This window comes from uncultured Paraglaciecola sp. (assembly GCF_963977085.1).
Classification (GTDB): Bacteria; Pseudomonadota; Gammaproteobacteria; order Enterobacterales; family Alteromonadaceae; genus Paraglaciecola.
The window spans coordinates 182,305-207,267 of record NZ_CAXBNC010000001.1 but is presented as its reverse complement, the minus strand read 5'-3'; the positions used below and the strand labels follow the sequence as shown (position 1 = coordinate 207,267).

General features: G+C 40.4%; 26 protein-coding genes. 13 read left to right on the top strand and 13 right to left on the bottom strand.

Going from position 1 to position 24,963, the window contains the following annotated elements; all coding sequences use genetic code 11:
• Window positions 1-106: 106 nt before the first annotated feature.
• Window positions 107-697 (bottom strand): YhgN family NAAT transporter, encoded by a 591-nt coding sequence (locus AAC000_RS00920; RefSeq protein WP_339719265.1) that lies wholly within the window; start codon window positions 695-697, stop codon window positions 107-109.
• Between the two features lie 230 nt (window positions 698-927).
• Between AAC000_RS00920 and AAC000_RS00915 the strand changes: the two genes are divergently transcribed.
• Window positions 928-1,110: a helix-turn-helix domain-containing protein gene (locus tag AAC000_RS00915; RefSeq protein ID WP_339719263.1), complete on the top strand. Its 183-nt coding sequence runs from the start codon at window positions 928-930 to the stop codon at window positions 1,108-1,110.
• A gap of 59 nt (window positions 1,111-1,169) precedes the next feature.
• On the opposite strand, the gene pepB is transcribed toward AAC000_RS00915, so the two are convergent.
• On the bottom strand, window positions 1,170-2,453 hold the full coding sequence (gene pepB / locus AAC000_RS00910) for an aminopeptidase PepB (protein ID WP_339719261.1): 1,284 nt from the start codon (window positions 2,451-2,453) through the stop codon (window positions 1,170-1,172).
• A 73-nt stretch (window positions 2,454-2,526) separates the two neighbouring features.
• On the opposite strand from pepB, the gene sfsA reads away from it, so the two are divergent.
• The 7 genes from sfsA (at window position 2,527) to panC (ending at window position 8,596) form a co-directional block, all read left to right on the top strand.
• Entirely contained in the window at window positions 2,527-3,231 is a 705-nt protein-coding gene (gene sfsA / locus AAC000_RS00905) for a DNA/RNA nuclease SfsA (protein WP_339719259.1), read from the top strand.
• 166 nt (window positions 3,232-3,397) lie between these two features.
• The gene (gene dksA / locus AAC000_RS00900) at window positions 3,398-3,847 is read left to right on the top strand and encodes an RNA polymerase-binding protein DksA (protein ID WP_339719255.1); all 450 of its coding nucleotides are present in this window, start codon (window positions 3,398-3,400) and stop codon (window positions 3,845-3,847) included.
• Window positions 3,848-3,914: 67 nt separating this feature from the next.
• Window positions 3,915-4,856, top strand: coding sequence for a tRNA glutamyl-Q(34) synthetase GluQRS (gene gluQRS, locus AAC000_RS00895; RefSeq protein ID WP_339719250.1), 942 nt, complete (start codon window positions 3,915-3,917; stop codon window positions 4,854-4,856).
• A 156-nt stretch (window positions 4,857-5,012) separates the two neighbouring features.
• Complete coding sequence (gene pcnB, locus AAC000_RS00890; RefSeq protein WP_339719807.1) at window positions 5,013-6,308, top strand: polynucleotide adenylyltransferase PcnB; 1,296 nt, start codon at window positions 5,013-5,015, stop codon at window positions 6,306-6,308.
• Window positions 6,305-6,790, top strand: a complete 486-nt coding sequence (gene folK / locus AAC000_RS00885) for a 2-amino-4-hydroxy-6-hydroxymethyldihydropteridine diphosphokinase (protein WP_339719248.1) — start codon at window positions 6,305-6,307, stop codon at window positions 6,788-6,790. Before pcnB ends, folK begins: the two co-directional genes overlap by 4 nt.
• A 110-nt stretch (window positions 6,791-6,900) precedes the next feature.
• A complete protein-coding gene (panB, locus tag AAC000_RS00880; RefSeq protein ID WP_339719246.1) occupies window positions 6,901-7,695 on the top strand; it encodes a 3-methyl-2-oxobutanoate hydroxymethyltransferase in 795 nt (264 codons plus the stop codon).
• Between the two features lie 52 nt (window positions 7,696-7,747).
• Window positions 7,748-8,596 carry a pantoate--beta-alanine ligase gene (gene panC, locus AAC000_RS00875; RefSeq protein WP_339719244.1) on the top strand — a complete coding sequence of 283 codons (849 nt, stop codon included), beginning with the start codon at window positions 7,748-7,750 and terminating at the stop codon, window positions 8,594-8,596.
• Window positions 8,597-8,638: 42 nt separating this feature from the next.
• Here the strand turns inward: panC and panP are convergent, their stop codons facing one another.
• A complete protein-coding gene (gene panP, locus AAC000_RS00870; RefSeq protein WP_339719241.1) occupies window positions 8,639-10,258 on the bottom strand; it encodes a pyridoxal-dependent aspartate 1-decarboxylase PanP in 1,620 nt (539 codons plus the stop codon).
• A gap of 167 nt (window positions 10,259-10,425) precedes the next feature.
• On the opposite strand from panP, the gene AAC000_RS00865 reads away from it, so the two are divergent.
• Complete coding sequence (locus AAC000_RS00865) at window positions 10,426-11,139, top strand: EAL domain-containing protein (protein WP_339719237.1); 714 nt, start codon at window positions 10,426-10,428, stop codon at window positions 11,137-11,139.
• A 20-nt stretch (window positions 11,140-11,159) separates the two neighbouring features.
• Here AAC000_RS00865 and AAC000_RS00860 read toward each other — a convergent pair whose 3' ends face one another.
• From AAC000_RS00860 to pdsO, 7 genes are all read right to left on the bottom strand, one after another.
• On the bottom strand, window positions 11,160-11,816 hold the full coding sequence (locus AAC000_RS00860; RefSeq protein ID WP_339719234.1) for an SAM-dependent methyltransferase: 657 nt from the start codon (window positions 11,814-11,816) through the stop codon (window positions 11,160-11,162).
• A 4-nt stretch (window positions 11,817-11,820) separates the two neighbouring features.
• Entirely contained in the window at window positions 11,821-12,591 is a 771-nt protein-coding gene (locus AAC000_RS00855; RefSeq protein WP_339719231.1) for an ABC transporter permease, read from the bottom strand.
• Window positions 12,584-13,549 carry an ABC transporter ATP-binding protein gene (locus tag AAC000_RS00850; RefSeq protein WP_339719229.1) on the bottom strand — a complete coding sequence of 322 codons (966 nt, stop codon included), beginning with the start codon at window positions 13,547-13,549 and terminating at the stop codon, window positions 12,584-12,586. The genes AAC000_RS00855 and AAC000_RS00850 overlap by 8 nt, the downstream gene beginning before the upstream one ends.
• A 403-nt stretch (window positions 13,550-13,952) precedes the next feature.
• Window positions 13,953-14,375: a hypothetical protein gene (locus tag AAC000_RS00845; RefSeq protein WP_339719226.1), complete on the bottom strand. Its 423-nt coding sequence runs from the start codon at window positions 14,373-14,375 to the stop codon at window positions 13,953-13,955.
• A 166-nt stretch (window positions 14,376-14,541) separates the two neighbouring features.
• On the bottom strand, window positions 14,542-15,171 hold the full coding sequence (locus tag AAC000_RS00840; protein ID WP_339719223.1) for a class GN sortase: 630 nt from the start codon (window positions 15,169-15,171) through the stop codon (window positions 14,542-14,544).
• Window positions 15,117-17,306, bottom strand: a complete 2,190-nt coding sequence (locus AAC000_RS00835; protein WP_339719221.1) for a marine proteobacterial sortase target protein — start codon at window positions 17,304-17,306, stop codon at window positions 15,117-15,119. Before AAC000_RS00835 ends, AAC000_RS00840 begins: the two co-directional genes overlap by 55 nt.
• Window positions 17,307-17,341: 35 nt before the next feature.
• Complete coding sequence (pdsO, locus tag AAC000_RS00830; protein ID WP_339719219.1) at window positions 17,342-18,055, bottom strand: sortase-associated OmpA-like protein PdsO; 714 nt, start codon at window positions 18,053-18,055, stop codon at window positions 17,342-17,344.
• Window positions 18,056-18,256: 201 nt separating this feature from the next.
• Here pdsO and pdsR point away from each other — a divergent pair, with 201 nt between their 5' ends.
• Both pdsR and pdsS read left to right on the top strand, forming a co-directional pair.
• Window positions 18,257-18,949, top strand: coding sequence for a proteobacterial dedicated sortase system response regulator (gene pdsR, locus AAC000_RS00825; protein ID WP_339719214.1), 693 nt, complete (start codon window positions 18,257-18,259; stop codon window positions 18,947-18,949).
• 40 nt (window positions 18,950-18,989) lie between these two features.
• Complete coding sequence (pdsS, locus tag AAC000_RS00820) at window positions 18,990-21,179, top strand: proteobacterial dedicated sortase system histidine kinase (RefSeq protein ID WP_339719211.1); 2,190 nt, start codon at window positions 18,990-18,992, stop codon at window positions 21,177-21,179.
• Between the two features lie 19 nt (window positions 21,180-21,198).
• On the opposite strand, the gene AAC000_RS00815 is transcribed toward pdsS, so the two are convergent.
• Window positions 21,199-21,411, bottom strand: coding sequence for a hypothetical protein (locus tag AAC000_RS00815; RefSeq protein ID WP_339719208.1), 213 nt, complete (start codon window positions 21,409-21,411; stop codon window positions 21,199-21,201).
• Window positions 21,412-21,489: 78 nt separating this feature from the next.
• Entirely contained in the window at window positions 21,490-22,032 is a 543-nt protein-coding gene (yjjX, locus tag AAC000_RS00810; protein ID WP_339719805.1) for an inosine/xanthosine triphosphatase, read from the bottom strand.
• Window positions 22,033-22,193: 161 nt separating this feature from the next.
• Between yjjX and AAC000_RS00805 the strand changes: the two genes are divergently transcribed.
• Complete coding sequence (locus AAC000_RS00805; RefSeq protein WP_339719206.1) at window positions 22,194-22,367, top strand: hypothetical protein; 174 nt, start codon at window positions 22,194-22,196, stop codon at window positions 22,365-22,367.
• A 15-nt stretch (window positions 22,368-22,382) separates the two neighbouring features.
• Window positions 22,383-23,138, top strand: a complete 756-nt coding sequence (locus AAC000_RS00800) for an MBL fold metallo-hydrolase (RefSeq protein WP_339719204.1) — start codon at window positions 22,383-22,385, stop codon at window positions 23,136-23,138.
• 79 nt (window positions 23,139-23,217) lie between these two features.
• Here AAC000_RS00800 and AAC000_RS00795 read toward each other — a convergent pair whose 3' ends face one another.
• Window positions 23,218-24,951, bottom strand: a complete 1,734-nt coding sequence (locus AAC000_RS00795; protein ID WP_339719202.1) for a GMC family oxidoreductase — start codon at window positions 24,949-24,951, stop codon at window positions 23,218-23,220.
• Window positions 24,952-24,963 lie beyond the last annotated feature (12 nt).

Genomic DNA, 24,963 nt, shown 5'->3' with positions numbered 1-24,963 from the left:
TCATTAAAATTTTTACGAGCTACGAGTGCAAAAGCTATTTGCTATAAAGAGCATAAAACTCACTTTGTGTTTTAAGGCTTTAGGGGCACTTGCCCCAGTTACTAACTTACCCTAGTGAATAATATTTTCCTATTCCATCCAGTAACATTTGGATAGAAATCATTATCAAGATCATGCCCATCAGCCTTTCGATGGCCGTTAGTCCTCTTTCACCTAATAGTCTATGAAAGGTGCTAGAAAGCATCAATATGGTTGCTGAGGCTAACCATGCGGCTCCTAGCGCCATGGACCAATCTAACATGCGGCTATGATCTTGATTGGCTAATAATATAAGAGCTGCAAGTACCGAAGGACCCGCCACCATAGGTATGGCTAGTGGTACGATAAATGGTTCTTCACCTGGGGTTAAACCTGTTACGCCACCTGGTTGCGGGAAAATCATTTTTAAACCAATCAGGAATAAAATAATCCCTCCAGCTATGCTGACGCTTTCTTGACGAACATTTAAAAAGTCTAATACCACTTGGCCGCTAAATAAAAAGGTGAACATGATTATTAGTGAGAATAATAGTTCTCTTGCTAATACTCGTCGTCTTCGTTTAGGTTCTATTGTTTTTAAAACAGACATAAACACAGGCAAATTACCCAGAGGATCCATAATCAAAAATAAGGTAATAGCAGCTGACCAAGTATCCATAGGTTTTCTCTAAAATTTCGTGGCTTTTTTCTTAGTTTATAACATCTCTGACCTATGGCCTAAAAATAGTTTTAATTTCAATAACTTGATGATTTAATAGCGCTGTGTAAAAAATTTTCAGTTAATGTGTAGTTAGTTAAATAGATGGCGATTGGTACTAGCAAAACTCAGTCTTTGCGCTTTACTAATACTTCATCAAAATGAAAAATAAAAGTTAAGAGGTATATCCAATGAGTCTGATGACAGTAGAGCAAGTAGCCGAATTTCTTGGCGTGCAGAGTGTAAGAGTAGAGAGACTGGAAAGAGAAAGTTTACTACCGGCCGCAGATAAAGATGCTGATGGAACCCCACTGTTTGAAAAAGAAGCGGTAGAGAAATATAAGATTCTGGCGGAGCGTTTAGGAGGCTTGTAACCTGACCTAAAAATTGAAAAGGCGATCCTGGCAATAAAAATCGCCCTTTCAAGATTATTTTATTCTTCTAACAACGCACGGGCTATGGTTCTAATTCCTTGCGCTGTTGCGCCAACTGGCATATGCACTGTGCCGCTAGCGTTGTAGGCTGCTGCTAAGTCAATGTGCACCCAACCTGTTCCTTGTTCGTTTACGAACCTAGATAAGAATCCTGCCGCATTGGATGCGCCGCCTCCGCCCCCACCTTTTTGAGCTTTACTATTTGCAGTATCAGCAAATGCTGATGGGCATTTATTTTGATGCCATTTTTCTAAAGGTAAACACCATGAAGGCTCAAATTCTTGAACTGAATAATCTAAAACTCTTTGTTGTAGCGCTTTGTCCAATGCGAACAATGCATTGTAATCTTCGCCCAAGGCAACACATGCTGCTCCTGTAAGTGTCGCTGCATCTATGATGAGTTGAGCGCCCGTTTCAGTGGCAGCCATTAAGCCATCAGCTAATACTAATCTGCCTTCTGCGTCAGTATTAACTACCTCCACAGTTGTGCCATTTTTGTAGGTGATGACATCACCTAATTTATAAGCGTGACCACTAATAAGGTTTTCAGCACAACACAAAAATAACTTCACTCTCTTATTGAGTCCTCGCATCATGGCCAAGCCAAGCGCGCCAGTCACAGTGGCTGCTCCGCCCATATCACACTTCATAGTCAGCATGCCTTCACTGCTTTTGATGCTATATCCGCCGCTATCAAAGGTAATGCCTTTTCCTACTAAACAGGCTGAAACCGGGGCATTATTGTCTTCGGTAGGGTTATAGTCGATTTCAATTAATACGGGAGGGCGAGTGCTGCCGCGGCCCACATGATAAATACCCATCCAGTTTTGAGCTTTAAGTTCTTCACCCACCCATCTTTTACTGCTGATGTGGTTTTCATTTATTGATGCTAGCCATTGTTCACATTTATCTGCCAGTATTACAGGTGATAACTCTTCTGGTGTGGCATTGGTGATATTACGAGTAAAGATCATCGCTTGATAGCGGTGGGATAATTCATTGGCGTTATTATCGTCACACCACTTGATATGGTGCTGTTTTGTTGTAGTGGTAAAGCTTTGGGCAAAAGCCCATTGTTGCTCAATTTGCCAGTCTCCTATCAGCTCAACTTGCACTACACCTAGGTTATCTAAACTACGGGCCGCTTTTTGGATATGACTTAAATTGTTCTCAGGCTCCACTAAGTGAATTTGCGCTGTTTGGCCATTAACAGATAATAAAGTTCCAGCTGAATAATAATCGGCTGGCGCCTGGGTGGTAATTGAAACAGATAAACGAGACATAACTACTCCATCTAAAGAAAGGTGGTTAGAATAACATGACGACATTAACCGAACATCTTTTTAAGTGGTAAGTATGCAGTTCTCTTCAACTTTAATCCAAGGCACATTAGTCAAACGTTATAAACGATTTTTAGCCGACGTACAGTTGCCTGACGGCTCAATTGTCATAGCACACTGCCCCAATACAGGTGCAATGACAGGCTGTGCAGAACCTGGCTGGAAGGTTTGGTTGTCTGAGAGTAATAATCCGAAACGAAAGTTGTTATATACCTGGGAAGTAGTGTTAACTGAACAGCAGCATTGGATTGGCATAAATACCCACAGAGCCAATGTATTAGTTAAAGAAGCGATACTTGAGAATCAGATAACCGAGTTAGTTGGATACGAAAATTTACAAGCTGAAGTTAAGTTCGGTGAAGAAAATAGCCGAATTGATTTTTTATTGACTGATCCTCAAAAAGTCGACTGTTATGTCGAAGTTAAATCGGTCACGCTCTTAGATGATGGTACGGGGTATTTTCCTGATGCAAAAACTCTGCGTGGACAAAAGCATCTGCGTGAATTAAGCCTAATTGCAAGTCAGGGAAAGCGTGCTGTACTGTTTTTTTGCGTACAACATTCAGGTATTCAATCGGTGCAAGTGGCAAGGCATATTGATCCTGACTACGCTAAGGAGCTTAAACAGGCTATGCTAAACGGTGTACAAGTTTTATGTTACGGTTGCGAAATTAGTTCAGAAAAAATCCATATAAATCAGTCTTTGCGGTTTTTTTCATAAAATAGACATTGATTTTTTCTAGAAGACCTCCATATTGCGTTGCTACAAAATTGTTTTTCACTGTAACGGAAGATGTTAAGAGCAAGACATTGCCTGTGTTACGGCTTTCTGATATACATAGCCGCCGGCACAAACAGCTCATGCCGTAGTTTAGGAGAATTGGCATATGCCAACAGCAAAAACGAATAAAACACTTGGATTATTAGCACTAGCCGGTTTGACTCCTTACGAGGAGAAAAAAACCGAAGAGTACATGAACGAAAAGCAAATGGAGCACTTTCGTTTGTTATTGAAAGCTTGGCGTGATCAACTTCGTCAAGAAGTAGACCGTACTGTGCACCATATGCAAGATGAAGCGGCTAATTTTCCGGACCCTGTCGACCGTGCAGCTCAAGAAGAAGAATTTAGTCTTGAGTTACGTACTCGCGATAGAGAACGTAAATTAATCAAAAAAATCGAAAAAACCTTAAAACGTATTGATGAGGATGATTTTGGTTTTTGCGACGCATGTGGAATTGAAATTGGTGTACGCCGCTTAGAAGCTAGGCCTACTGCCGACATGTGTATTGATTGCAAAACCATGGCAGAAATTAAAGAAAAACAACTTCAGGGTTAAATTTACCTGCTATCCCAAGTGGCGATTAATTCTTTAATTCGCTACTTGGGGTGATATCTTTGGTTTTATGACCATTGCATTTAACTATCCTCCTATGAAGAATTTTACCCCTCACTCTGGGTACGTTGGCCGATTTGCGCCTTCCCCATCTGGTCATTTACATTTTGGTTCTTTGGTCACCGCCTTAGGTAGCTTTTTAAGAGCAAAAAATAGTGGTGGGCAATGGTTACTGAGAATTGAAGATATTGACCCGCCAAGAGAAATGGTGGGTGCCAGTGATTCGATAATGCGTTGTCTTGAGAATCACCATTTATTTTGGGATGGCGAAGTGGTGTTTCAAAGTGGCAGAAGTGAATTATACAATGAAAAAATTCAGTACTTAGCTGAGCAAGGTTTTACATTTTATTGCCAGTGTACTCGAGCTCAGTTAGCACATTTAGAGCCTGGCCAAACATGTGGGTGTGCCAATCAAAATCTCAGCCCAGAAAATAAAGCGATAAGATTTAATCATCACTTTATCCATCAATATTTCTATGATGAGTTATTAGGCCATGTTGAATTTCCCAAGCAAAGTATACCTCCACAATTTACTATAAAGCGCAAAGATGCATTGTTCGCCTATCAATTGGCTGTGGTGGTTGACGATATACAACAAGGGATTACTGAAGTGGCCAGAGGGGCAGATTTAGTCGCAGCCACATTATTGCAGCTTGCCCTATATCAAGCGTTTAAAAGCCCAGCTCCAAAGTTTTTACATTTTCCTGTAGTGGTAACTGAGCCAGGTAAAAAATTGAGTAAACAAAATCATGCTTGTGAACTCGATCCGAATAAGGTCGGCACTAATTTGATAAATGCACTTAGGTTTCTTGGCTTACCTGTAACTAAAGAGTTACAACGTGAATCTGTCGCAAATATAATGAATTGGGCCATCAGCGAGTGGGATTTGAATAAAATACCCGCAAAAACAGAGTGTATTGACAATAGAATTGGGCAAGCAGACAGTATATGATTAGCGCCGAATTTTTCCGCCCTAATCGGCGAGGTATAAAAGTACCCCAGGCCCAAACAAGGAGCAAAGCATATTATTTCTCGCGTAATTGACAAAGTCAGGAGCGCTCTGCGCACTAAAACCCCAGACAAGCCCGCTACACTTGTTGCGACTGTCATTCCCCGTGCAGAGCATTCGGTCTCTCGTAATTCAATGAGTGAAAACGCACTGAAAGTACTTTATCGCCTGCACAATAGTGGTTATCAAGCTTATTTAGTGGGTGGCTGTGTCCGTGATGCATTGTTGGGAAAAGAGCCTAAAGATTTTGATGTAACAACTGACGCAACACCTGAACAAATTAAAGGGCTGTTTCGAAATTGCCGATTGATTGGGCGCAGATTTAGACTGGCGCATATTGTGTTTGGTCGAGAAATAATTGAAGTCGCTACTTTTCGCGGTCACCATGAGAACAATGATGATAGTGAGTCTAAAATTAGTAAGCAAAGTGATCATGGTCAATTATTGCGCGATAACGTCTTTGGCACGATAGAAGAAGACGCACAGCGCCGAGATTTTACTATTAACGCCATGTATTACAATATTGCTGATTATTCGATCAGTGATTTTGCTGGTGGTATGCAGGCGATTAAAGACAAAAGTATTACTCTGATAGGCGATCCTGAAACCCGCTATCGCGAAGATCCTGTGAGAATGCTAAGAGCGGTAAGATTTGCAGCTAAGCTTGATATGCATATCAGCGAAGAAAGTGCTGAACCCATAAAACGTTTAGCACCATTAATGGCGAATATTCCGCCCGCCAGATTATTTGAAGAAATACTCAAGCTACTTTTGTCTGGGCAAGGTTTAGTGACCTATAAATTGCTCCAAGAATACCACCTATTTGAACCTCTTTTTCCGCAACTAGCCCCGCTATTGTTGCAACCAGGAAGTCGTGAAAATCAATTTGTTGAGCAAGTGCTTACCAACACGGATAATCGTATTAACACCGGGCAACGAGTGACGCCTGCCTTTATTTTTGCTGCCTTTATGTGGTATCCACTAGAAGAACGTTGCCAGCAATTAATGGTGGAAGGTGGGCTGAACCATTTTGATGCTTTTAATCTTGCAATAAATGATGTGATGCATCGTCAAATTCAACGCATTATGATCCCTAAACGATTTAGTGGGCCTATTCGGGAAATTTGGCAGCTACAGAACCGTTTACCTAAACGTTATGGCCGCAGAGCTTATCAAATGCTTGAACATCCTAAATTTAGAGCTGCATACGACTTTTTGTTGCTGCGAGGCCAGATTGAAGGTGGCGACTTATTAGAGTTAGCCGAGTGGTGGACAGTTTTCCAAGAAGCAGATGAAGCTCAACGTAAAACAATGTTAGAAGCACTCCGTGAAAAATCAGGCGCTCCACCTCGACGTCCTAGACGTAATCGTAAGAAACCTAAACCCAAAGTATGAACCAAGTTTATATTGGCTTAGGCAGTAATTTGGGGCAGTCTGCAAAACAAATACAGGCCGCCTGTCATAGCTTAGCGTCGTTATCAGAAACTAAATTAATTAGATGTTCAAGTCTATATCAGAGCCTGCCAATGGGCCCACAAGATCAGCCTAACTATGTCAATGCGGTTGTTTTAATAGAAACCGAGCTTTCACCGGAAAACTTGTTGCAACAAACTCAGCAAATAGAAAGTCAGCACGGTCGTGTACGAAAATCCAATAGATGGGGACCCAGAACCTTAGATTTGGATATTCTGTTGTATGGCCAACAGCAGCTTGATAAAGAACAGCTAACCATTCCCCACATTGGAATGAAACAAAGAGAGTTTGTTCTTTACCCGCTTTTTGAAATCGCCCCAGAATTAATTTTACCCTGCGGCGAAAAATTATCCGATCTTGTGCTGACATGCCCAATAAATGGGTTACAAATAATGTCAGACTAGCTACTCATCTAGAAATTAACAAAAAATCCAGTATAGTGCGCCTACCATAGGCACTGCGCCTAAGCAGTAAATAGTATTTTTGTTGGCAACAAAAATGTGGAGTATATCTAATGAAAAAAGTAACGACTTCAACCTTGCTAAAGATGAAGCAAGAAAATACTAAAATCACTGCTTTAACTGCTTACGATGCTAGTTTCGCAAAATTGTTTGATGAACAAGGTATCGAAGTTTTATTGATTGGTGATTCACTTGGAATGGTACTGAAAGGCGATGACGATACACTGAGCGTTACGGTCGAAGAAGTAGCCTACCACACTCGTTCTGTGAAAAAAGGGGTCGAAAGAGCCTTTGTTGTAGCGGATATGCCTTTTATGTCTTATTCAACTGCTGAACAAACCTATTTGAATGCTGCCGAGCTAATGCGAGCAGGAGCAAGTATGGTGAAGTTAGAAGGGGGTAGTTGGCTATTAGATACTATTAAAGGGTTAACCGAGCGAAGTGTGCCTGTTTGTGGACATTTAGGCCTAACGCCTCAGTCAGTGCATGTTTTTGGTGGGTTTAAAGTGCAGGGGCGTGATGACTTACAAGCAGAAAATATTCTTGAACAAGCCAAACAGCTCGAACAGGCCGGCATACAGCTATTGGTACTAGAGTGTATTCCCTCTGATTTAGCCTGCAAGATATCCCAAAGCCTGAATATTCCAGTTATTGGTATCGGAGCTGGGGCGCAAACAGATGGGCAAATATTAGTGATGCACGATATGTTTGGAATAAGCGCGAACTACATGCCAAAGTTTTCCAAAAACTATTTGCAGCAAAGTAATAACATGCGCGAAGCCGTGAGTCAGTATATCCAAGAAGTGCAAGAGGGGAGTTTCCCTTCTGATGAGCACAGTTTCAATTAGCGCCCTATTAAGGTTGACGCTAGCAATTAAATATCAACAGTAAACGAATATTATGCAACTAATTAAAGACATTTCGGAATTGCGTGAAATCAGACGGACTTGGCAAAATAGTGCCAAAGTCATTGCTTTTGTCCCTACCATGGGAAATTTACATCAAGGGCATTTAAACCTTGTACGAGAAGCCAAAAAACAAGCAGATATTGTGGTGGTCTCTATCTTTGTCAATCCTCTGCAGTTTGGTCCAGATGAAGATTTAGATGCGTATCCAAGAACCCTAGAAAATGATCGGTACTTATTAGAAGAATTAGGGGTCGATGCGCTTTTTATGCCCACCACCAACGACATTTATGCCAGAGGGCTAGAGCAACAGACTTTTGTAGAAGTACCCGGACTGTCGTATATGATTTGTGGTGCTAGTCGACCAGGACATTTTCGTGGTGTGGCCACCATAGTTTGTAAGTTATTTAATATGGTGCAACCCAACTTGGCATTTTTTGGTGAAAAGGACTTTCAGCAATTACAAGTGATCAAAGCCATGGTGACTGATTTATCTATGAACCTAAAAGTATTTGGCGTGTCCACCACTCGAGAAGACGATGGTTTAGCCATGAGTTCTAGAAATCATTATTTAACGGCTAAAGAACGTAAGTTAGCGCCTACTCTCTTTGAGAAGATGAATGAACTTGTAGATGAAATTCAAGCAGGGCGTAGAGATTTTACGAAATTAACTCATGATTATAAAATGCAATTGGCTACTCTTGGATTTAATCCTGACTATTTGGAAATCCGCAACACTGAAAACTTGTTACAACCAGGCCATGAAGACCAACATTTGGTGTTATTGGCAGCGGCCTTTTTAGGAAAAACTCGATTAATTGATAACTTGCAGATTAGGTTATAAAACCTAATTGTATAGCTCGTTATTTTAGTACAACAAGCCAACTTAGTTGGCTTTTTTATGCTCCGCACAAAGCGTTTTCCAAGTATCGGAGTTGTTGGCTATGGCTAGCTGTTCGTCTAATATATTCTGTAAATCCATTTCGGTTGTTAGGGGGTTAGCTAATACCACCCTAAAAACTGTAATCGCTTGTTCAGGGTATTTTTCAGTTTGTAATCGCGTCCGCGAGACAAACGATTTTCCTGCTTCTCTTTGTTGTTTTTGCACAGTAACAGTTAATTTATCGAGCTCGATATTTAACGCCTCAGAAATTTGCGGCTGTGACTTTATTTGGGTTTGCACTTCTTGAGGATTTAACCTGTAAGTCAACAGTGACAAAGTGGGAGAGGTAACAAGTTCAAAGTCGGGATGAGATTGGATCATGCGGGCATAGGTTTTGGCTTTTTCTATACTTTGGTTAATCAGCAATTCATAACCTTGGCGGCCAAATATATGCAAAGAGGCATATACCATCATCGCCATGCCATTTCGTGAACCTTCTAAGGTAGTGGCACCTAAGTCTTTAGAACCAGCACGTAAAATGTATTGGGCATGATGACGCACTGCATTACTGTCATTCGGATCCTTAAATAACACCATACCAGCCCCCATAGGAACATACATTTGTTTATGAGCATCCAAGGTCACTGAGTCTGCTTTCTCAATGCCTTTAAGTAATTGGCTATGCTCACGTGAAAACAGTGTTGCTCCCCCCCAGGCTGCATCTACATGAAAATGGCAACCAAGTTCTTTTGCAACATCTGCTAATTCATCTAGAGGATCAATATGCCCTGTTTCTGTTGTCCCAGCGATACCTACAATACACAAAACCTTGTTACCGTCTTGTTGATATTGTTTTCCTACGGCTAACGCTTTTTCTGCTGATAAACGCTGTGAAGGACAGTCGATAGTAAGCATTTGTTGTCTACCTAAGCCTAATAAATCAACGGCTTTAGATAACGAATAATGACCACGTTTCGATGAAATAATCCCCATCTTTTTATAGCCATAATGCATCATTCCTGCTGCCATGCCTTCTTGCGCCACGCCCCTAAATTCAGAAGAGGCGGGTAACGCTTTATTTCTTGCTACCCACAACGCTGTAATATTCGCAATAGTCCCACCTGAGCAAAATGCGCCCAAGGCATGGTTCGCGCTGTGTAAATAGCTTTGGTAAAAATCAGCGGGTTGTTTATACACTAACTCGTGCATCATCCCCAAAATCTGACGTTCAAGGGGAGTGAAGGCCTTAGAGGTTTCGATTTTTACTAAATTCTGATTTAAACCCACCAATAGTTTCGCTAAAGGCAGGTGGAAGTAGGGCAGTGCAGAGGTCATATGACCGATAAAGCTGGGAGAATAAGTATTAACAGAATTTGCGACGAGTTTTTCTAAAAGGTCTTCTGCATGTTTTGATACAAACTCGGGTGATTCAGGTACTGAATATTCAGCAAAGCTCTTTTCTATTTGTTCTAAAGAATTCACCTTGGCGACAACATGCTGAGACAGAAAGTCTGATAGGTTATCCGACAGGTGTTGTTCAATCTGTGCAAGTTTAGAATCTTTGCCTTCAGGCATAGTAAATACCTTATACAAATGCTCTAAACTGACCTCAGCTCCACTCACTATTGTAACCTTATCTGAATACTTGGAAGTCGCGCACTTTACCTTAATTCAAGCTAGAGACCAATAGGCTAACCGTCCAAAATTAAAATGCTAAATTGGTATTATCTGGCAATTGTTAATATGTTGTTATATTGTCAAGAGTACCAGACATAAAGGTATACCTTTGTATGCAAGTGACTGAAGTAACGGATAGTTTTAATCTAGACAATGTTGTGCCATTTTTTCAGCCAATTATGGATTTGAATAATAACGCTGTCTGGAGTTATGAGTGTTTAGCTCGCCTTTTAACTATTGATCAAAATACCTTTTTACCCACAGAATTTTTATTTTTGGTTGAAAGGCGGCAGTCAGTAGCCCAATTGACTCAAACTGTGTTTAGTCGTAGCGCCAGTTATTTTAGAGATATCAACATGGCGTGGAATATTAATCTGAGTTTGTCAGATATGACTGACACAGATACCCTCAAATTTCTTCAATCGCAACTAGCAGATTACCCAAATCCAAAGCGGATTTCCATAGAGATAACCGCACAAAACGCCTTAGTAGACAGTGTCAGTTTTAGTCAGTTTTGCGAGATTTGTAATGCATTGGGTGTCAACATTGTGATTGATAACTTTGAGCAGCAAAGTTGCGATTTACAGACAATTTTAACTTTGCCTATATCAGCCATAAAAGTATCTGCAGCTCTCTTCGATAAGGTGAAAAGTGATGCAGCGATAGCGGTGTTTGTAAAAGGTTTGATTAGCGCTGCGGCAACCAACAATATAGTGGTAATAGCTGAGCGAATTGAGCAGAAAACGACACTCGAAATAGTCAAAGAATTAGGGATTAAATACGCCCAAGGATTCTATTTTAGCCAACCCAAGGCAAATACAAATTAGTCATTCTAAGCTTTATTGTCTTATAAATCTGCCAATAACTGCCAGCTACTTTGGCCACTTTGCCAATATTTACGCTCGAAAGGGGTAATAGCCTTATCGCTTGCAAATTCACTAAATTGATTGCTGATATTAGCAATACATAACGCGGCAGAAAATTCTTGGATATACAGCTGCCAATTGCTTCTTACTTCTAGCGTGCCACCTAAGCTCAAGATGTCTTTTAACGCTGAGCAGGCATACCAACGACGCTGTAAATGTGCCGATTTTGGGTAGGGATTTGGGTATAACAAATAATGTTTACTGAGCTTTTTCTGGTGGATAACAAGTAATCTTAAAAAATCTTTTAGATCAGCCCGTAATACTAGGTAGTTTTCTAATGTGTTGGCATAAGCTTGGTGTTTGTCGGTGCGTAAAGCAGACTTGTCTATACCTATGACCCTAGCATTGGGGTGAGCTTGTGCAATATTGACAGTACTTTCGCCCACGCCACAACAAGAGTCTAATATCAGTTCGCCTTGCCAATCTCCAAGCCAATTGATTGCTTGTTGAAAGGCTTGTTGAGTATGCTCAGATAGTGGTTTTTGACTTACACTGGCAAGTTGGCGCGACACGACTTTGTGTAAGTTTTGGTGAACACCAACTTGATTAGTACTGATTGAGCGAGACTTTTGTTGCATGATTTTAACTTCGAATACCTACGCCACGATTAATAAGCGAATAAGCCCAAGCGAGTAAAACCCCATTAAACCCAACTAAAATACTCAAAGACAGATAAAAACTGATATCTGAAACGCCAAGAAAACCATACCTAAAACCACTAACCATATAAATAATAGGATTAACTTTACTCACCCACTGCCAAAATTCAGGCAATAAACTTAATGAATAAAAAACGCCACCTAAGTAGGTCAAAGGCGTCAAAATGAAGGTAGGTACTATGCTGACGTCGTCAAAAGAGTTAGCAAGAATCCCGTTAATCAGACCTGCGGTAGAAAATAATACTGCAGTTAAAAACAAAGTGACCAGAATGATCAGTAAATTATGTATATGTATATCTACAAAAAACAGCGAGACAATAGTCACAATAATGCCAACTAACATGCCTCTGGCTACCCCGCCACCCACGTAACCGGCAATAATGATCCAATTCGATACAGGGGCCACTAATAACTCTTCAATATTGCGTTGGTATTTAGCGCTATAGAAAGAGGATGACACATTAGCGTAAGCATTGGTGATCACTGCCATCATGATTAAGCCTGGGACAATAAACTCCATATAACTGAAGCCACCCATATTACCTATTCTACTGCCGATCAAATTACCAAAAATCACAAAATACAATGACATAGTAATGGCTGGTGGTAGCAAGGTTTGGATCCAGATTCTAAGAAAACGTAGGCACTCTTTGCGCCACATAGTGATAAGGGCCACCATACTGAGACTATTCATTAGTGTCTCCTGTCACTTGTTTGGTTGTTGGGTTATCGCTTACTGAGGATCTTCCAGACTCGACCATTCTAACGAATAGCTCTTCTAATCGATTAGATTTATTGCGCATACTTAACACTTGTATCTCTTTTTCAGTTAACTGTTGAAACACTGAATTGAGACCCGCTTCCTTGGGTACATCAACTTCTAAGGTATGCTCGTCCACTAAACGACTTTCAAAGCCATCTAATGTAATCGAACTTAAATTTTTAGATAAATCCAATACAAAGGTTTCAATATTTAATGTGGCAAGTAATGCTTTCATGCTGGTATTTCTGACTATCACACCTTTATCAATAATGGCGATATTACGGCATAACATTTCAGCTTCTTCGAGATAATGAGTGGTCAAAATAATGGTCACACCTTGCTGATTTATCTCTTGTAAAAACGACCACATTGAGCGGCGTATCTCAATATCTACACCGGCAGTTGGCTCGTCGAGAATAAGCATTCTAGGCTCATGCATTAGAGCTCTTGCTATCATCAATCGTCTTTTCATACCTCCAGAAAGCTGTCTGGCGGGTGCATCACGCTTCTCCCAAAGGTCGAGTTGCTTAAGGTATTTTTCGGCTCTAGGCTTTGCTACATTTTTAGGGACGCCATAATAGCCAGCTTGATTTAGCATGATCTGAATCAGAGGCTCGAACTGATTAAAATTAAATTCTTGTGGTACAAGTCCAATGCAAGATTTTGCCTCGACTGGCTGAGTCGCTAAGGAATACTCAAATATATCTACGTCGCCTTGGGTTTTATTTACTAGGGAGCTAATAATTCCAATAGTGGTAGATTTGCCAGCACCATTGGGTCCTAGTAAAGCAAAAAAATCGCCTTGTTTTACTTCTAAATCAATCCCTTTTAAGGCTTGGGTGCCACCTTTATAGGTTTTGGTTAATCCTTTGATACTCAATGCGTTCATATTGACTGCCAGCTTATGTGTGAATAGTATTTTATGAATTTTCGATATATTTATGCTTGTCAGTTAACAGCTGTTTTTATATCGAATACTAGCGACTATAGTTTTTAAACGTTTATTTTTTAGAAGAGAAAAAGAATCACTAGGGAAGCATAATATTGTGACTACTGTTGTTAATTCAAGCCTATGTAAGAATTGTTTTGGCTTTGTTTACTTAACAGATAATCTGAAACTGCCAATGATTTCATTGTTTGCAGTGACATATAGAGCATTTGCTATGTGGATTATTTATTTTTGAATTGTGTATCTGTTGCAGAGGTGAGGCTGCAGAGGTTAGGGCATTATTTTTAGTAAATTTAACGGACAAAAGGGCAGAACGCCCTTTTGTCGCTAATTGAAGACTATCCTATTCGCAATCGCTAGGATCTTGGTCTAATTTTTTCTTACTCGCTATGCAGGCTTCTTTTAATTTTTTAGCTGCATCAGTTTTTAACTCAGCGGCTTTTTCTTTTGTAGTGTCCATAGCGTCAGACGCTTTTTCGGCAGTGGCGTCATAGGCGTCACCCGCCTTTTCTTTGGCTTCATCATAAGCCTCAATTGTGCTTTCTTTTACATCTTCAGCCATATCCGCTGCGCTATCAGCAAGGTCAGAGGCTCCTTCTTTGGTTTTTTCGTATAACTCAGCTGATTTTTCTTTGGCTTGAGTGACCATTTCTTTGGCTTCAGATTCCGCTTCTTCAGCAGATTCTTTTTGAGTATCAGTGCAAGCTATTAATCCCATACTTAATACCGCAAAAGTCATTATTAGGGTAGTTTTTGATATATTCATTGTTATTCCTTGTTGTGTTTTGAATGGTTAATTTTTCACTTAATGCACGCCTAGCGAATTCCGTTCCACTTTCTCAATTCATTGATAATTAGGGTGTTTAAATAGGTTACTCCATTTAGGTTACAAATAGTTGTTAATTATGTCTTTTATTTACGACAACTTGGCACTAAATCGCCATAGCTCGCACTATATACCTATGAGTTGGATTAGGTAACACACTATCAAAGGGGTAACAGGTGATCAGTGTTAGGCTGGATTGTTCTTCATCAAATGTGTCGTGGGTAGTGTTATCTTGTAAGTATTCTAAATCTGTATACACCGCAATTCGTAACATAGTCACTTTAAATTGTTGATGTTTGTGTTTGGTTTTTATCTCGATAATATCCCCTTTTTGTAGCCTTTTTAAACTATTAAATTGGGTGTCGCGATGGCCAACAATTACACTGTTTCCCATTTTTCCCGGCTCGGGTGTTGAACTTAGGTGAGTTGGCGCAAAGGCCAAGTTTCTGCCACTTGCTCCTGCTAACACATACCAATTTTTGTCCTTAATGATGAGTTCGGCAACAGGGTGTGTGTCTGCCCAAGGCCAAGGTTTGTGCTGCTGCGCTGATGTTAGGTTTTTATGCCAAGCGTTAGCAATCAAATATTGCGCTAACTCTGCTTTAGCAAAAATATATAACCCATCTGAAAACTGGTATAGGCCCAACATCATGCTCAATACTAGCCATTTATGCTTGGCTACTAAGAATAATAACTTTGAGATATTGCTTTTCTTTTTATAAGTAAGTGCATACATATCGTTAGTCCTATTAAAATTAAGCCAAAAATTATTTTAAGTTGTGCGAGGGTTGCTGTTTGAGGAAGGGTACCTTGTGCCTGAATCCGCTGGTTTGAAGTGCCACTAGGTACAGAATTGGCTACCTTTTGACTTTTAGATTGCACTTCAGTTGGGCGAGTGGGTGTCACATCTACAGCAACTAAACTCGTGTACTGACTAACTAGGTGGTGACTAAGGGCGGTGTCTGTAATTTGAGATTTGTATTCGTCTTGTTCGGCGCCAGAGCTATAAGCACGCATACTTGCTTGGCGCTTATCCCTAGTCAGTTGGCTAATTTTTTCTCTTGCCCACAAAACATTGAGTCCTGATTGCCTAGTTTGAGCATTAAGCACTAGGGGATTTTCCCAGGCTTTCCCTTGATATCGCGCAGATAGGTTTACCTTAGATAAAATACTAGTCCCTTTGTCCGATTCTATTTTACTGTTGGTTAACCTGTAGCTCAGCACTAAAGGTTCATCTCGATATAAGTCGCTTATAACATTGGGGTAAAACTCTAGTTGCTGATTGGATCCTAATGTTCTGGCATTTAACTGTAATTCAATGTCAGTAATGGCAGGGTGTTGTAGTTTAGTTAAAAGGCTCTGCATTTTTTCTTGCACCTGATTGACGGCACCAATATAGGTAAAAGTGCCTCTGCCCATCTTGGCTGCTTCACTCATAAAATAACTGTTAGGTGCGCTGCCTATGCCAACGGTAAACAAACGTGAATTTTCTAACCTACTATGGATTAATTGCATTAAGGATTCTTCATTACCCACACTGCCATCTGTAATAAAAATAATTTGCCGTAAAATGTTTGGTTCATTAACTTTAGGCTGAGAGAAAGCCAGCTTTAATGCACTTTGCATCTCTGTGCCACCATTTGCAGATAAGCTATTAACAAAGCGTATCGCCTCCTGCTTATTATTTGAGTGGGCTGGTTTTGGTATTTTCCATAAGTTTTGGGCGTAACTATTAAATTCGATAATATTAAAGGTATCAGTTACCTTGAGCTGATCTATGGCTAACAATAATGCTGTTTTTGCTTGTTGAATAGAATCACCTTCCATAGAGCCTGACGTATCCAGTACAAAAATCACGTCACGCAATTGTGATGCTTTAACAGGATCATTTTTGACGGGCGGAAGCAGCATTACCAAACCATATTCATCACCATTGACCAGTTGCGTAAAGTGCCCTGACTGAGGTGCAGCACCAAACTCTGGTCGCCAGTTCAGGACAAAGTCTTGATTAGCCACGGTGTCTTTTTGTATCCGAATATTCTGACTGCCGTCTGATAATTGCGTCACAGTGATAGGATGAAATTCACTCTTAATATCTTGGACCTCAAAACCCGCATGTAAATTAACTTGCAATTCAATACTGTTTTGCGGATGACTTGGCGAGAGTTTTACTGGTATTTTGGGGTCTTCACTGGTGTTGTTTGGCATGTATCTTGGTGTGATAGTCATGGGAAAGCGCAGACTATATTGTTGCTGCTCAAAGTTTAGCTTTTGCTGATATTCAATGTTTACTGTAATCATTTCGCCAGGACCGATATTGGCGATAGAATTGGAAAACATATTCGGTCGTTGTTGCGCTACTAAGCTGGCTTTTTTTCCCTGTGCTTTGGCTTGTAAATATATCTTTTTTGCTTCTGCTTTTTCTTTAATTACTCCCTCTATTTTGCGTTCACCCACTGTCATTAATAAATGGTCGACTGCAGCATTTTCGGGTAAGGGGAATACATATAGGGCATCAACCCAATCTTTACCTGCATTTTTAAAGGTTTGGGTGACTGTAGTGCGAGCGATTATGCCTGTTACTTTGATATCAACCTTGGTTTTGAGTACAGGGCTTTGTAAGTGTTGATAGCTGGTTTCATCTGCAACATTGTGCTCTTTAATAAAGTACAAAGTGCCACTGAGGGTATTTTGATTTTCACCTACAGGTTGATTGCTTAAGGTACTATTTTGTTGTGTGTTTGGTGTCCCTATTGCATTTGAAGTGGGAGCAATATTTTGTTTATTGGTAAAAGCGGGCACTGCAAACTGCAGTGCCCCTATCGCAATAACCACCAAACTAACAACGGCAAATTTAGGTAATGATGACATGGAAAATTTCCTTGTTAGTGAACAATCAGTGGCATTTACGGGTTAGCGGCTGTCATTTCTGTTTGATCATCAGATACCCTTAACATGACTCTGCGGTCAAAAAAGTCATCTTCAAAATGTTCGCCAGCACTGACGAGTGAAGATTCACCAAATGAGTTAGTGATTACTTGCTCTTCGTTAACCTCTTTATTGACGAGGTATTGTTTTACAGATAATGCGCGTTGCTCAGAGAGTGCCTGATTAGACGTACTGTCACCACGTTTATCAGCGAAACCTGATAAAGTGATTTTTAACTTTGGGTTTTTTCGAAGAGTTTGGGCAATCAAGTCGAGCTGTGTTTTGTAATGATTCTCCAAATCGTAAGACGCCGTTTTAAATTGAATATTACTTTCAATGTTTGGAATACTTTGTTCTAGGGCCGAATCCATGGAAGCAATTTGTAGCATTGCCCGTTCTTTTGCTTGTTCGAAGTTTTGTTGCATCACAAACAGTTCTTGATCTTTTTGTTGCAACAAATTGTTAGCTGTTTCGAGCTTTTTATCAGAGTTGACATCTTCAGCTATCATCACACCAAAAATACCTGCAATAACGCCACCTAATGGTCCAGCTATTGCGCTACCCACTATTACCCCAGAACTAAAGCCAATGACTTCATTGGTTTTTTCTTGTGAACTTCGTTGTTCAGCAATAGCGCTGGAAGATAATAGGCAAGTGAACGCGACGGCTGTGGTGATTTTAGTTTTATTCATTATCATTGTTTTCTCCAAGAGTGTGGTTGGTTAATTCCTCTCTAGTAAACAAAGAATGTGTGGCTAGTTCAGGGAGACAAAATGGCAATCTTGAGGTCAATTGTGGCGGAAAAATGGAAATTGCAGATTAGTGCTACTTATGGAATAAACCGACTGAAGTTTTGCGATATAGTGCAGACATAAAGAAATAAGGCGCCTGTTATGTCAAAACGAATCGCTTTGGTTGAAGATGATCAAGCACTTAGAGAAAACTATATTGCTGCCCTCAGTAAACAAGGGTACGAGGTACAACCTTATGCTAATCGAGGTAGTGCTGAGCAAGCTTTTTATGAGAGGCTGCCAGATTTGGCTATTATTGATATTGGCCTTGAGGATGAAATTGATGGAGGCTTTGCAGTTTGTCAGCAACTAAGAAGTTTATCTAAGACCCTGCCAATTATCTTTTTTACTGCACGGGATAACGATTACGACACTATTTGTGGCTTGCGCATGGGTGCTGACGATTACCTAACTAAAGATATCAGTTTGCCGCATTTATTAGCCAGAATAGCGGCGTTGTTTAGACGTACCGAACTATTAGAAAGACCACAAATACAAACGGACCTTATTCAGACCGGTGATTTGTTGATGGATAGCAAAAGAATGACTGTTAGTTGGAAAGGCCAGAGTATCGAACTCACTGTCACTGAATTTTGGATGTTACACGCGATTGCTAAATTTTCAGGGCATGTCAAAAGTCGTCAACAACTGATGGATGAATCTAAAATGGTGGTGGATGACACAACCATTACTTCTCATATCAAGCGTATTCGTAAAAAATTTATGCAGCTAGATGAGCATTTTGACTGTGTGGAGACAGTTTACGGAATGGGGTATCGATGGAAAAGTACCTAAAATCTAAAGCAATAATTTTTACATTCTGGGTAACAACTGGATGAGCCGATTACGTTTTGGTTTACGCCTAAAGTTACTTTTTTTCTCGTCGTTTTTATTAGCTATCCCTTGGCTGGGTTACCAATACGTATGGGAAATGGAAACGTATCTGCGTGTTGGGCAAGAACAAACCATGGTAGGTACCGCACGGGCGGTGGCGACTGCATTACATGAACGTCCTGCTTTATTTGATAGCCAATCAGCCTATTTAACTGACGTTAAACCGGGTACCGATTTATACGCCCATAAAATTGCTTATCCAATTCAATTAGATGGCAAGTTAGACGACTGGCAAGATTACCAACATTTGACTATTGCCTACGGACAACAGAACTTAATTGATCCCATCCAAGACTATGAACTAGATAGTTTACATTTTAAACATATGGTCGGGCAGTACGATAGGTACTTGTATGCCATGTTTGATGTGACAGATAACAGGGTGTTACTCAGGCCAAAAAATAGTTTACGTATTGATAAGAATGATCACTTACAAATTGCGATGACAAACCAAAGTGGGCTGTTTCAACGCTATATCATTGCCCCCTCACAACCAGGTTGGGTGAATGCCTATTTGTTAAAAGATAATTTGCAATCATTACAACCCGAACGACTAGAAACGAAAATTCAAGGGCAATGGAGAAATACCTCCAAAGGTTATCAGCTAGAGTTACGTTTTCCCTTGGCTATGATGTCGAGCAAAATTGCTTTTGCCATTGTTGATGTTGACGATCCACAAACGAGAGCTATTGAACACACTATGGGAACGGCCAATCCTTCGCAATTGGATTCATTGGGCACGGTATTAGTGCCCTCCCCAGAAATAGAAAAAATCCTTAAAGGACTTAAATACTCCAATGCTAGAGTGTGGGTAGTGGATAAACATAGGCGCGTATTGGCGCGTTCTGGCAATATTCAAAGAGCTTCGGGTGTGCAAAGTGATTCACAGAATAGTGCTCATCTAAGTTTGGGTAGCGATGCTAAGCCGAAGAGCCAAAATAGCTGGTGGAAATATATCGAAAACAATTGGTTGTTACCGTTGTATTATCAAATTTTGACTAAACCACCAGCAGATTTTGTAGATGATCTGCGTGATGCTTTTGCATTACAAGGTCAAGATATAAGCCAAGCCTTAAAAGGCACACCAAGTTCTCTATGGCGCCTAAGTTCTGATAATAAAGCGGTGATAATGTCAGCAGCACACCCTATATATATCGACGAAACGGTAATGGGCGCTGTTGTGGTTGAACAAACCACTAATGGTATTCGCACCCTCAGAAATAAGGCCCTTGAACGGCAATTCCATTATATTTTGCTGGTAATTTTAATCAGCACTTTAGCACTCTTTTTAATTGCCTCGCGTATTTCGTGGCGAATTCGTAAACTTAGAAATGAAACCGAAGAGGCCATAGATCAGCAGGGAAAAATTATTGGAAATATTGTTCCTTCGAAGACTCGTGACGAGATAGGTGATTTATCTCGCACTTTTACCCATGTATTGAGCAGACTCAGCCAATACAACACCTATTTAGAGAATATGGCATCGCGTTTATCTCATGAATTACGTACACCTGTAGCTATTGTTAATTCCTCTTTAGACAACTTATTACTAGAAGAGCAAAGTCCAGAAAGTAAACAATATGTGGATCGTGCTAAACAAGGCATAACAAGATTGAGTAAAATACTCTCAAACATGAGCGAAGCAACACGCTTAGAGCAAGCCATTCAAAGTAACGATCGTGAAACCTTTGATTTAGAGGAGTTACTAAAAGGTTGTGTGGCAGGGTATCGTTTAGCTTACGCAACAAGAAAGTTTGATGTGCAGGTAGCGGTATCAAACGCGACTTTTCAAGGATCTCCTGAATTATTCGCGCAGATGTTAGATAAAATCATTGCCAATGGTGTTGAATTTAGCGATGAAAACTCTAGGATAGAATTGCAAATGGTCAACAGCGACCAAGGGTATGTGTTGACGATTACCAACCAAGGTACTTTGCTACCAGAGAATATGCAGCATCAATTGCTTGATTCAATGGTGTCGGTGCGTAAACAACAAAACACAGTGCAACCTCACTTAGGCTTGGGATTGTATATTGCTAAGATCATTGCCCAATATCATCAAGGAATTATCAGAATTGACAACCTTAAAGATAAAACCGGAGTGGTAGTGACCTTAGAGTTTAAGGTGTAAAGCGTTGGCTTGGCCTAAACTAACCTCGTTTATGTTTTCGTGCCATTCCCCAACCTATCATACCGGCACCAATTATGGCGCCTATCCATGCATAGGCTTCTGTTTCCGGTGAAAGTTGTTTGGCAAAGATAATGGTCAGCATTGAAAAAATACAGAGTCCCCAACCAATGATTTCAACTTTGTTTAAATATTTAAACAGAAAAAAATTCGATTCTTTTTCGGGAGGTTGCATATTTATACTCTAACGTCTTTTGAATCAAGGTGTAAAGATAGGCGCAGATTAACAATTCACTAAATAATAAGCGAGGGTTTATCTACTATATAAATCCGAGTTAACAAAGGGGGCTAAAGCGAGCAAGGTAGCTTGGCGATATACACTTTCTCTAGTGGCTAATCCTTTAGTCAACAGGCCTATAGCGCCACCTTTTTGCTTGACGTTTTCAGTACTAAACAGTCTGTCCATCACATGGCCCAGTTCTTCGCCTTGTTTGAGAGCTTGATAAACTAAAGGTGGTAAAGGCAAGTTACAGCTACGTCCTATAGACAATTGTTGTTGGTCAGCGATAGCCACAAAAGCAAAGGTGGCTGGACCGTATTCGAATTGGTCGACGCCGCCTTCAAATGCAACATAATAATCTGCTTGGGTATGCAGTTGACAATATTTAACTCTATTTATGGCACCAAGCTGTGTTTCTGCTGTAGTCATGGGTTGTTCCGGTACGCTAGATGGTGCATTGATACCAATACACTGTACATCCACTTCAGAAAACATTTCACATATTGCTGTTTTTGCGGCGCTAATTTTGACTGGATTTTTTGATCCGACTACAATTTTTAACATTCTGATCCTTATTTAACCAAGACTGGTCTTTTCGGTAAATTATCTAAGCCATTGGCCGGAAAAGGGTAACATTAACGACGTCATTAATATAAACACTACTCGATTACCTTGATTTTGCACGATATAATGCCCCTTGATTTTCAACTATAATAATAAGAGATACGCAGATTATTATGCAGAATATTCCTCCAGAATCTTTGATCCGCACTTGGGTGTGGATGATGTCAGAAAACAATGATCCTGAACTAATGAATAAAGGTCGAAAAAATTTGATCAATGCTTTTGGCAGTTTACAAAAAGCGATTGAATACATTGAAGCACAAGTTGATTTAGACGAAAAAAAATAGCATTGATTATTTTTCTTGAAAATTCATAGGTTCCAAGGGTATATCCAATCGATTTATTTGGTGGAATATCCCGATAAATTATTATTATTGGATGGGTGTTGCCGGGCGGACCTCAGTCTTATTGAAAATATTATTAGCGTTCAGCTTAAGCGGCCATTGACAGACCTAAAGTTAATAGTTGTTACTCATATGCATCCCGATCATGCCGGCGCTGCTCATAAACTGAAAAAGTTGACGGGTTGTAAGATTGCATCCGCTAAAATGTCAACCCAGTGGTACCAAGGCCTCAAAGGAAGGTTAATGCATTTAGTGGACATTGGCCTAGCTGCATGGGTAGCCTATCGAATGAAACGCCCCAGAAAAAACTTATGGTATTCGCCTCATCTAAAGGTTGATTATCAGTTGGTGGATCAGGACAAGTTGCAGGGCTTTGAAGATTGGTGTGTACTCACTACAACAGGGCATACTGATCGCGACTTATCAGTTTGGCATCAGTCATCAAAACGAATTTACGTTGCGGATTTAATGGTTAAAGTGAAAAATCGCTTTATCCCACCTATCCCAGTCAATTACCCAGATCAATATCGCGCCTCCTTAATAAAGCTACATAAATTACAACCAAACTCGATTATGTTGGCCCACGGCGCAGAAGTAGAGTTAACGGCTAAAGACTATGATCATCTTCTTACCGTTGCTCCCACTAAACCGTTTACGATTTGGACGCCTGCAAAAAATAAATTTAAGAGACTGTTGATGAGAAAGTCAGGGTAATTTAAACCTGTCTTTCGTGGCATATTAATTGTCGCCACTAGAGGACTGATAGCCTAGTATCTAGTAGCGACATATAAGACTAAATTCTTCTCGATTTCATCTCTTTCACACAATAATCCACTGCTCTCACTGTTATTGCCATAAAGGTGAGTGAGGGGTTTTGTACTGCGCTTGAACAAAAGCTAGCGCCATCTGTTACAAACAAATTGTCCACGTCGTGGCATTGATTAAAGCCATTTAGCACCGAATCTTTTGGATCGCGTCCCATCCGTGCGGTGCCTAATTCATGTATAGCAAGACCCGGGTTGTTTTTAGCTATAGAGTTATAACTAGTCACGTCTGTTAACCCTGCTTTGGTCAACATGTCAAATGCAGTTTGCTCGGCATCTGCCATCATTAATTTTTCGTTTTCTGACCAAGTACAATCAATATCAAGAAGAGGAATGCCCCATTTATCTGTTTTGGTAGGGTGAAGCGCCATATAATTTTCAAAGCGAGGTAACATTTCTCCTTGGGCATGAAGACCCATACTCCACTTTCCGGGTTTGTTCAGCTGATTTTTGTAGTCGACTCCTATGCCATTTTGATGGGCATTGCCCTGCCAGTTATTTCTATGACTACCACCTGCCAATCCATATCCACGCACATAATCTTTCTTGTACAAGGATGGCTTATACTGAAAATTAGGGACTAAGATGCCTGAAGGTCGTCTTCCCGAGAAATATTTATCATCAAAACCTTCCACTGTGCCAGTGGCACCGGCATTGTAGTTATGATCCATCAAATAATGGCCAAGCACTCCAGAGCTATTCGCAATACCGTTAGGAAATGACTTAGTCTTGGTGTTCAACATGATTTGTGCAGAGCCTAAGGTAGAGGCACATAAAAACACCACTTTAGCAAAATACTCGCGCGTGCTTAGGTTGTCGTTATCTACTACTCTGACACCTTTTACGCGTTGGGTTTTTTCATCATAAATTAAGCTATGCACCACACTATTAGGGGCAATAGACAAGTTACCTGTTTTCGCTGCTGCGGGAAGAGTAGAACTTTGGGTTGAGAAATAGGCCCCAAAAGAACAGCCCTTTTGACATTCGTTTCTAGCCTGACAAGTAACACGCCCTTGTTCCATATGTAGTTGTGTAGGTTGTGTTAAATGAGCGGTACGCCCCATGATTAATTGTCTGTCAGGAAACTGTTCTTCGATTTTCTGTTTAACGTGTAATTCAGGAGCCGTCATGTCAAATGGTGGTAAAAATTCGCTGTCAGGCAATTGCTCAAGACCTTCTGTGCTGCCACTGATGCCTGCAAATTTTTCTACATAGCTGTACCAAGACTCTAGGTCCTTGTAACGAATAGGCCAATCATTGCCGTGGCCATCTGCTTTATTAGCAGAAAAATCAAAATCACTTAAACGATAAGACTGCCTATGCCAGATAAGGGATTTTCCCCCTAACTGATTGCCTCTAATCCAGTCAAACCCTGTTCCTTTTTTAGTTGTGTAAGGTAGGTCTTTGTCGTTACCAAAAAAATGCTTAGTGGCGTCGTTGAAGGCATAACACTTTTTCTGAACGTTGTATTTTTCTTCAACTAGTAAGTTATCAACCTTGGTTCTATTTGCAAATTCCCAAGGGCCTTTACCTTCGCCAATATAGTCTTTTCGATGTTCGACTACTCGGCCACGCTCGATCATTAATGTCTGCATGCCGCGTTCACAAAACTCTTTTGCAGCCCAACCTCCTGTGATACCTGAGCCTACCACTATGGCATCGTATTCTTGGTCGCTTTCGTGAATATATAGATCTGTCGTCATGTCATTTACTCG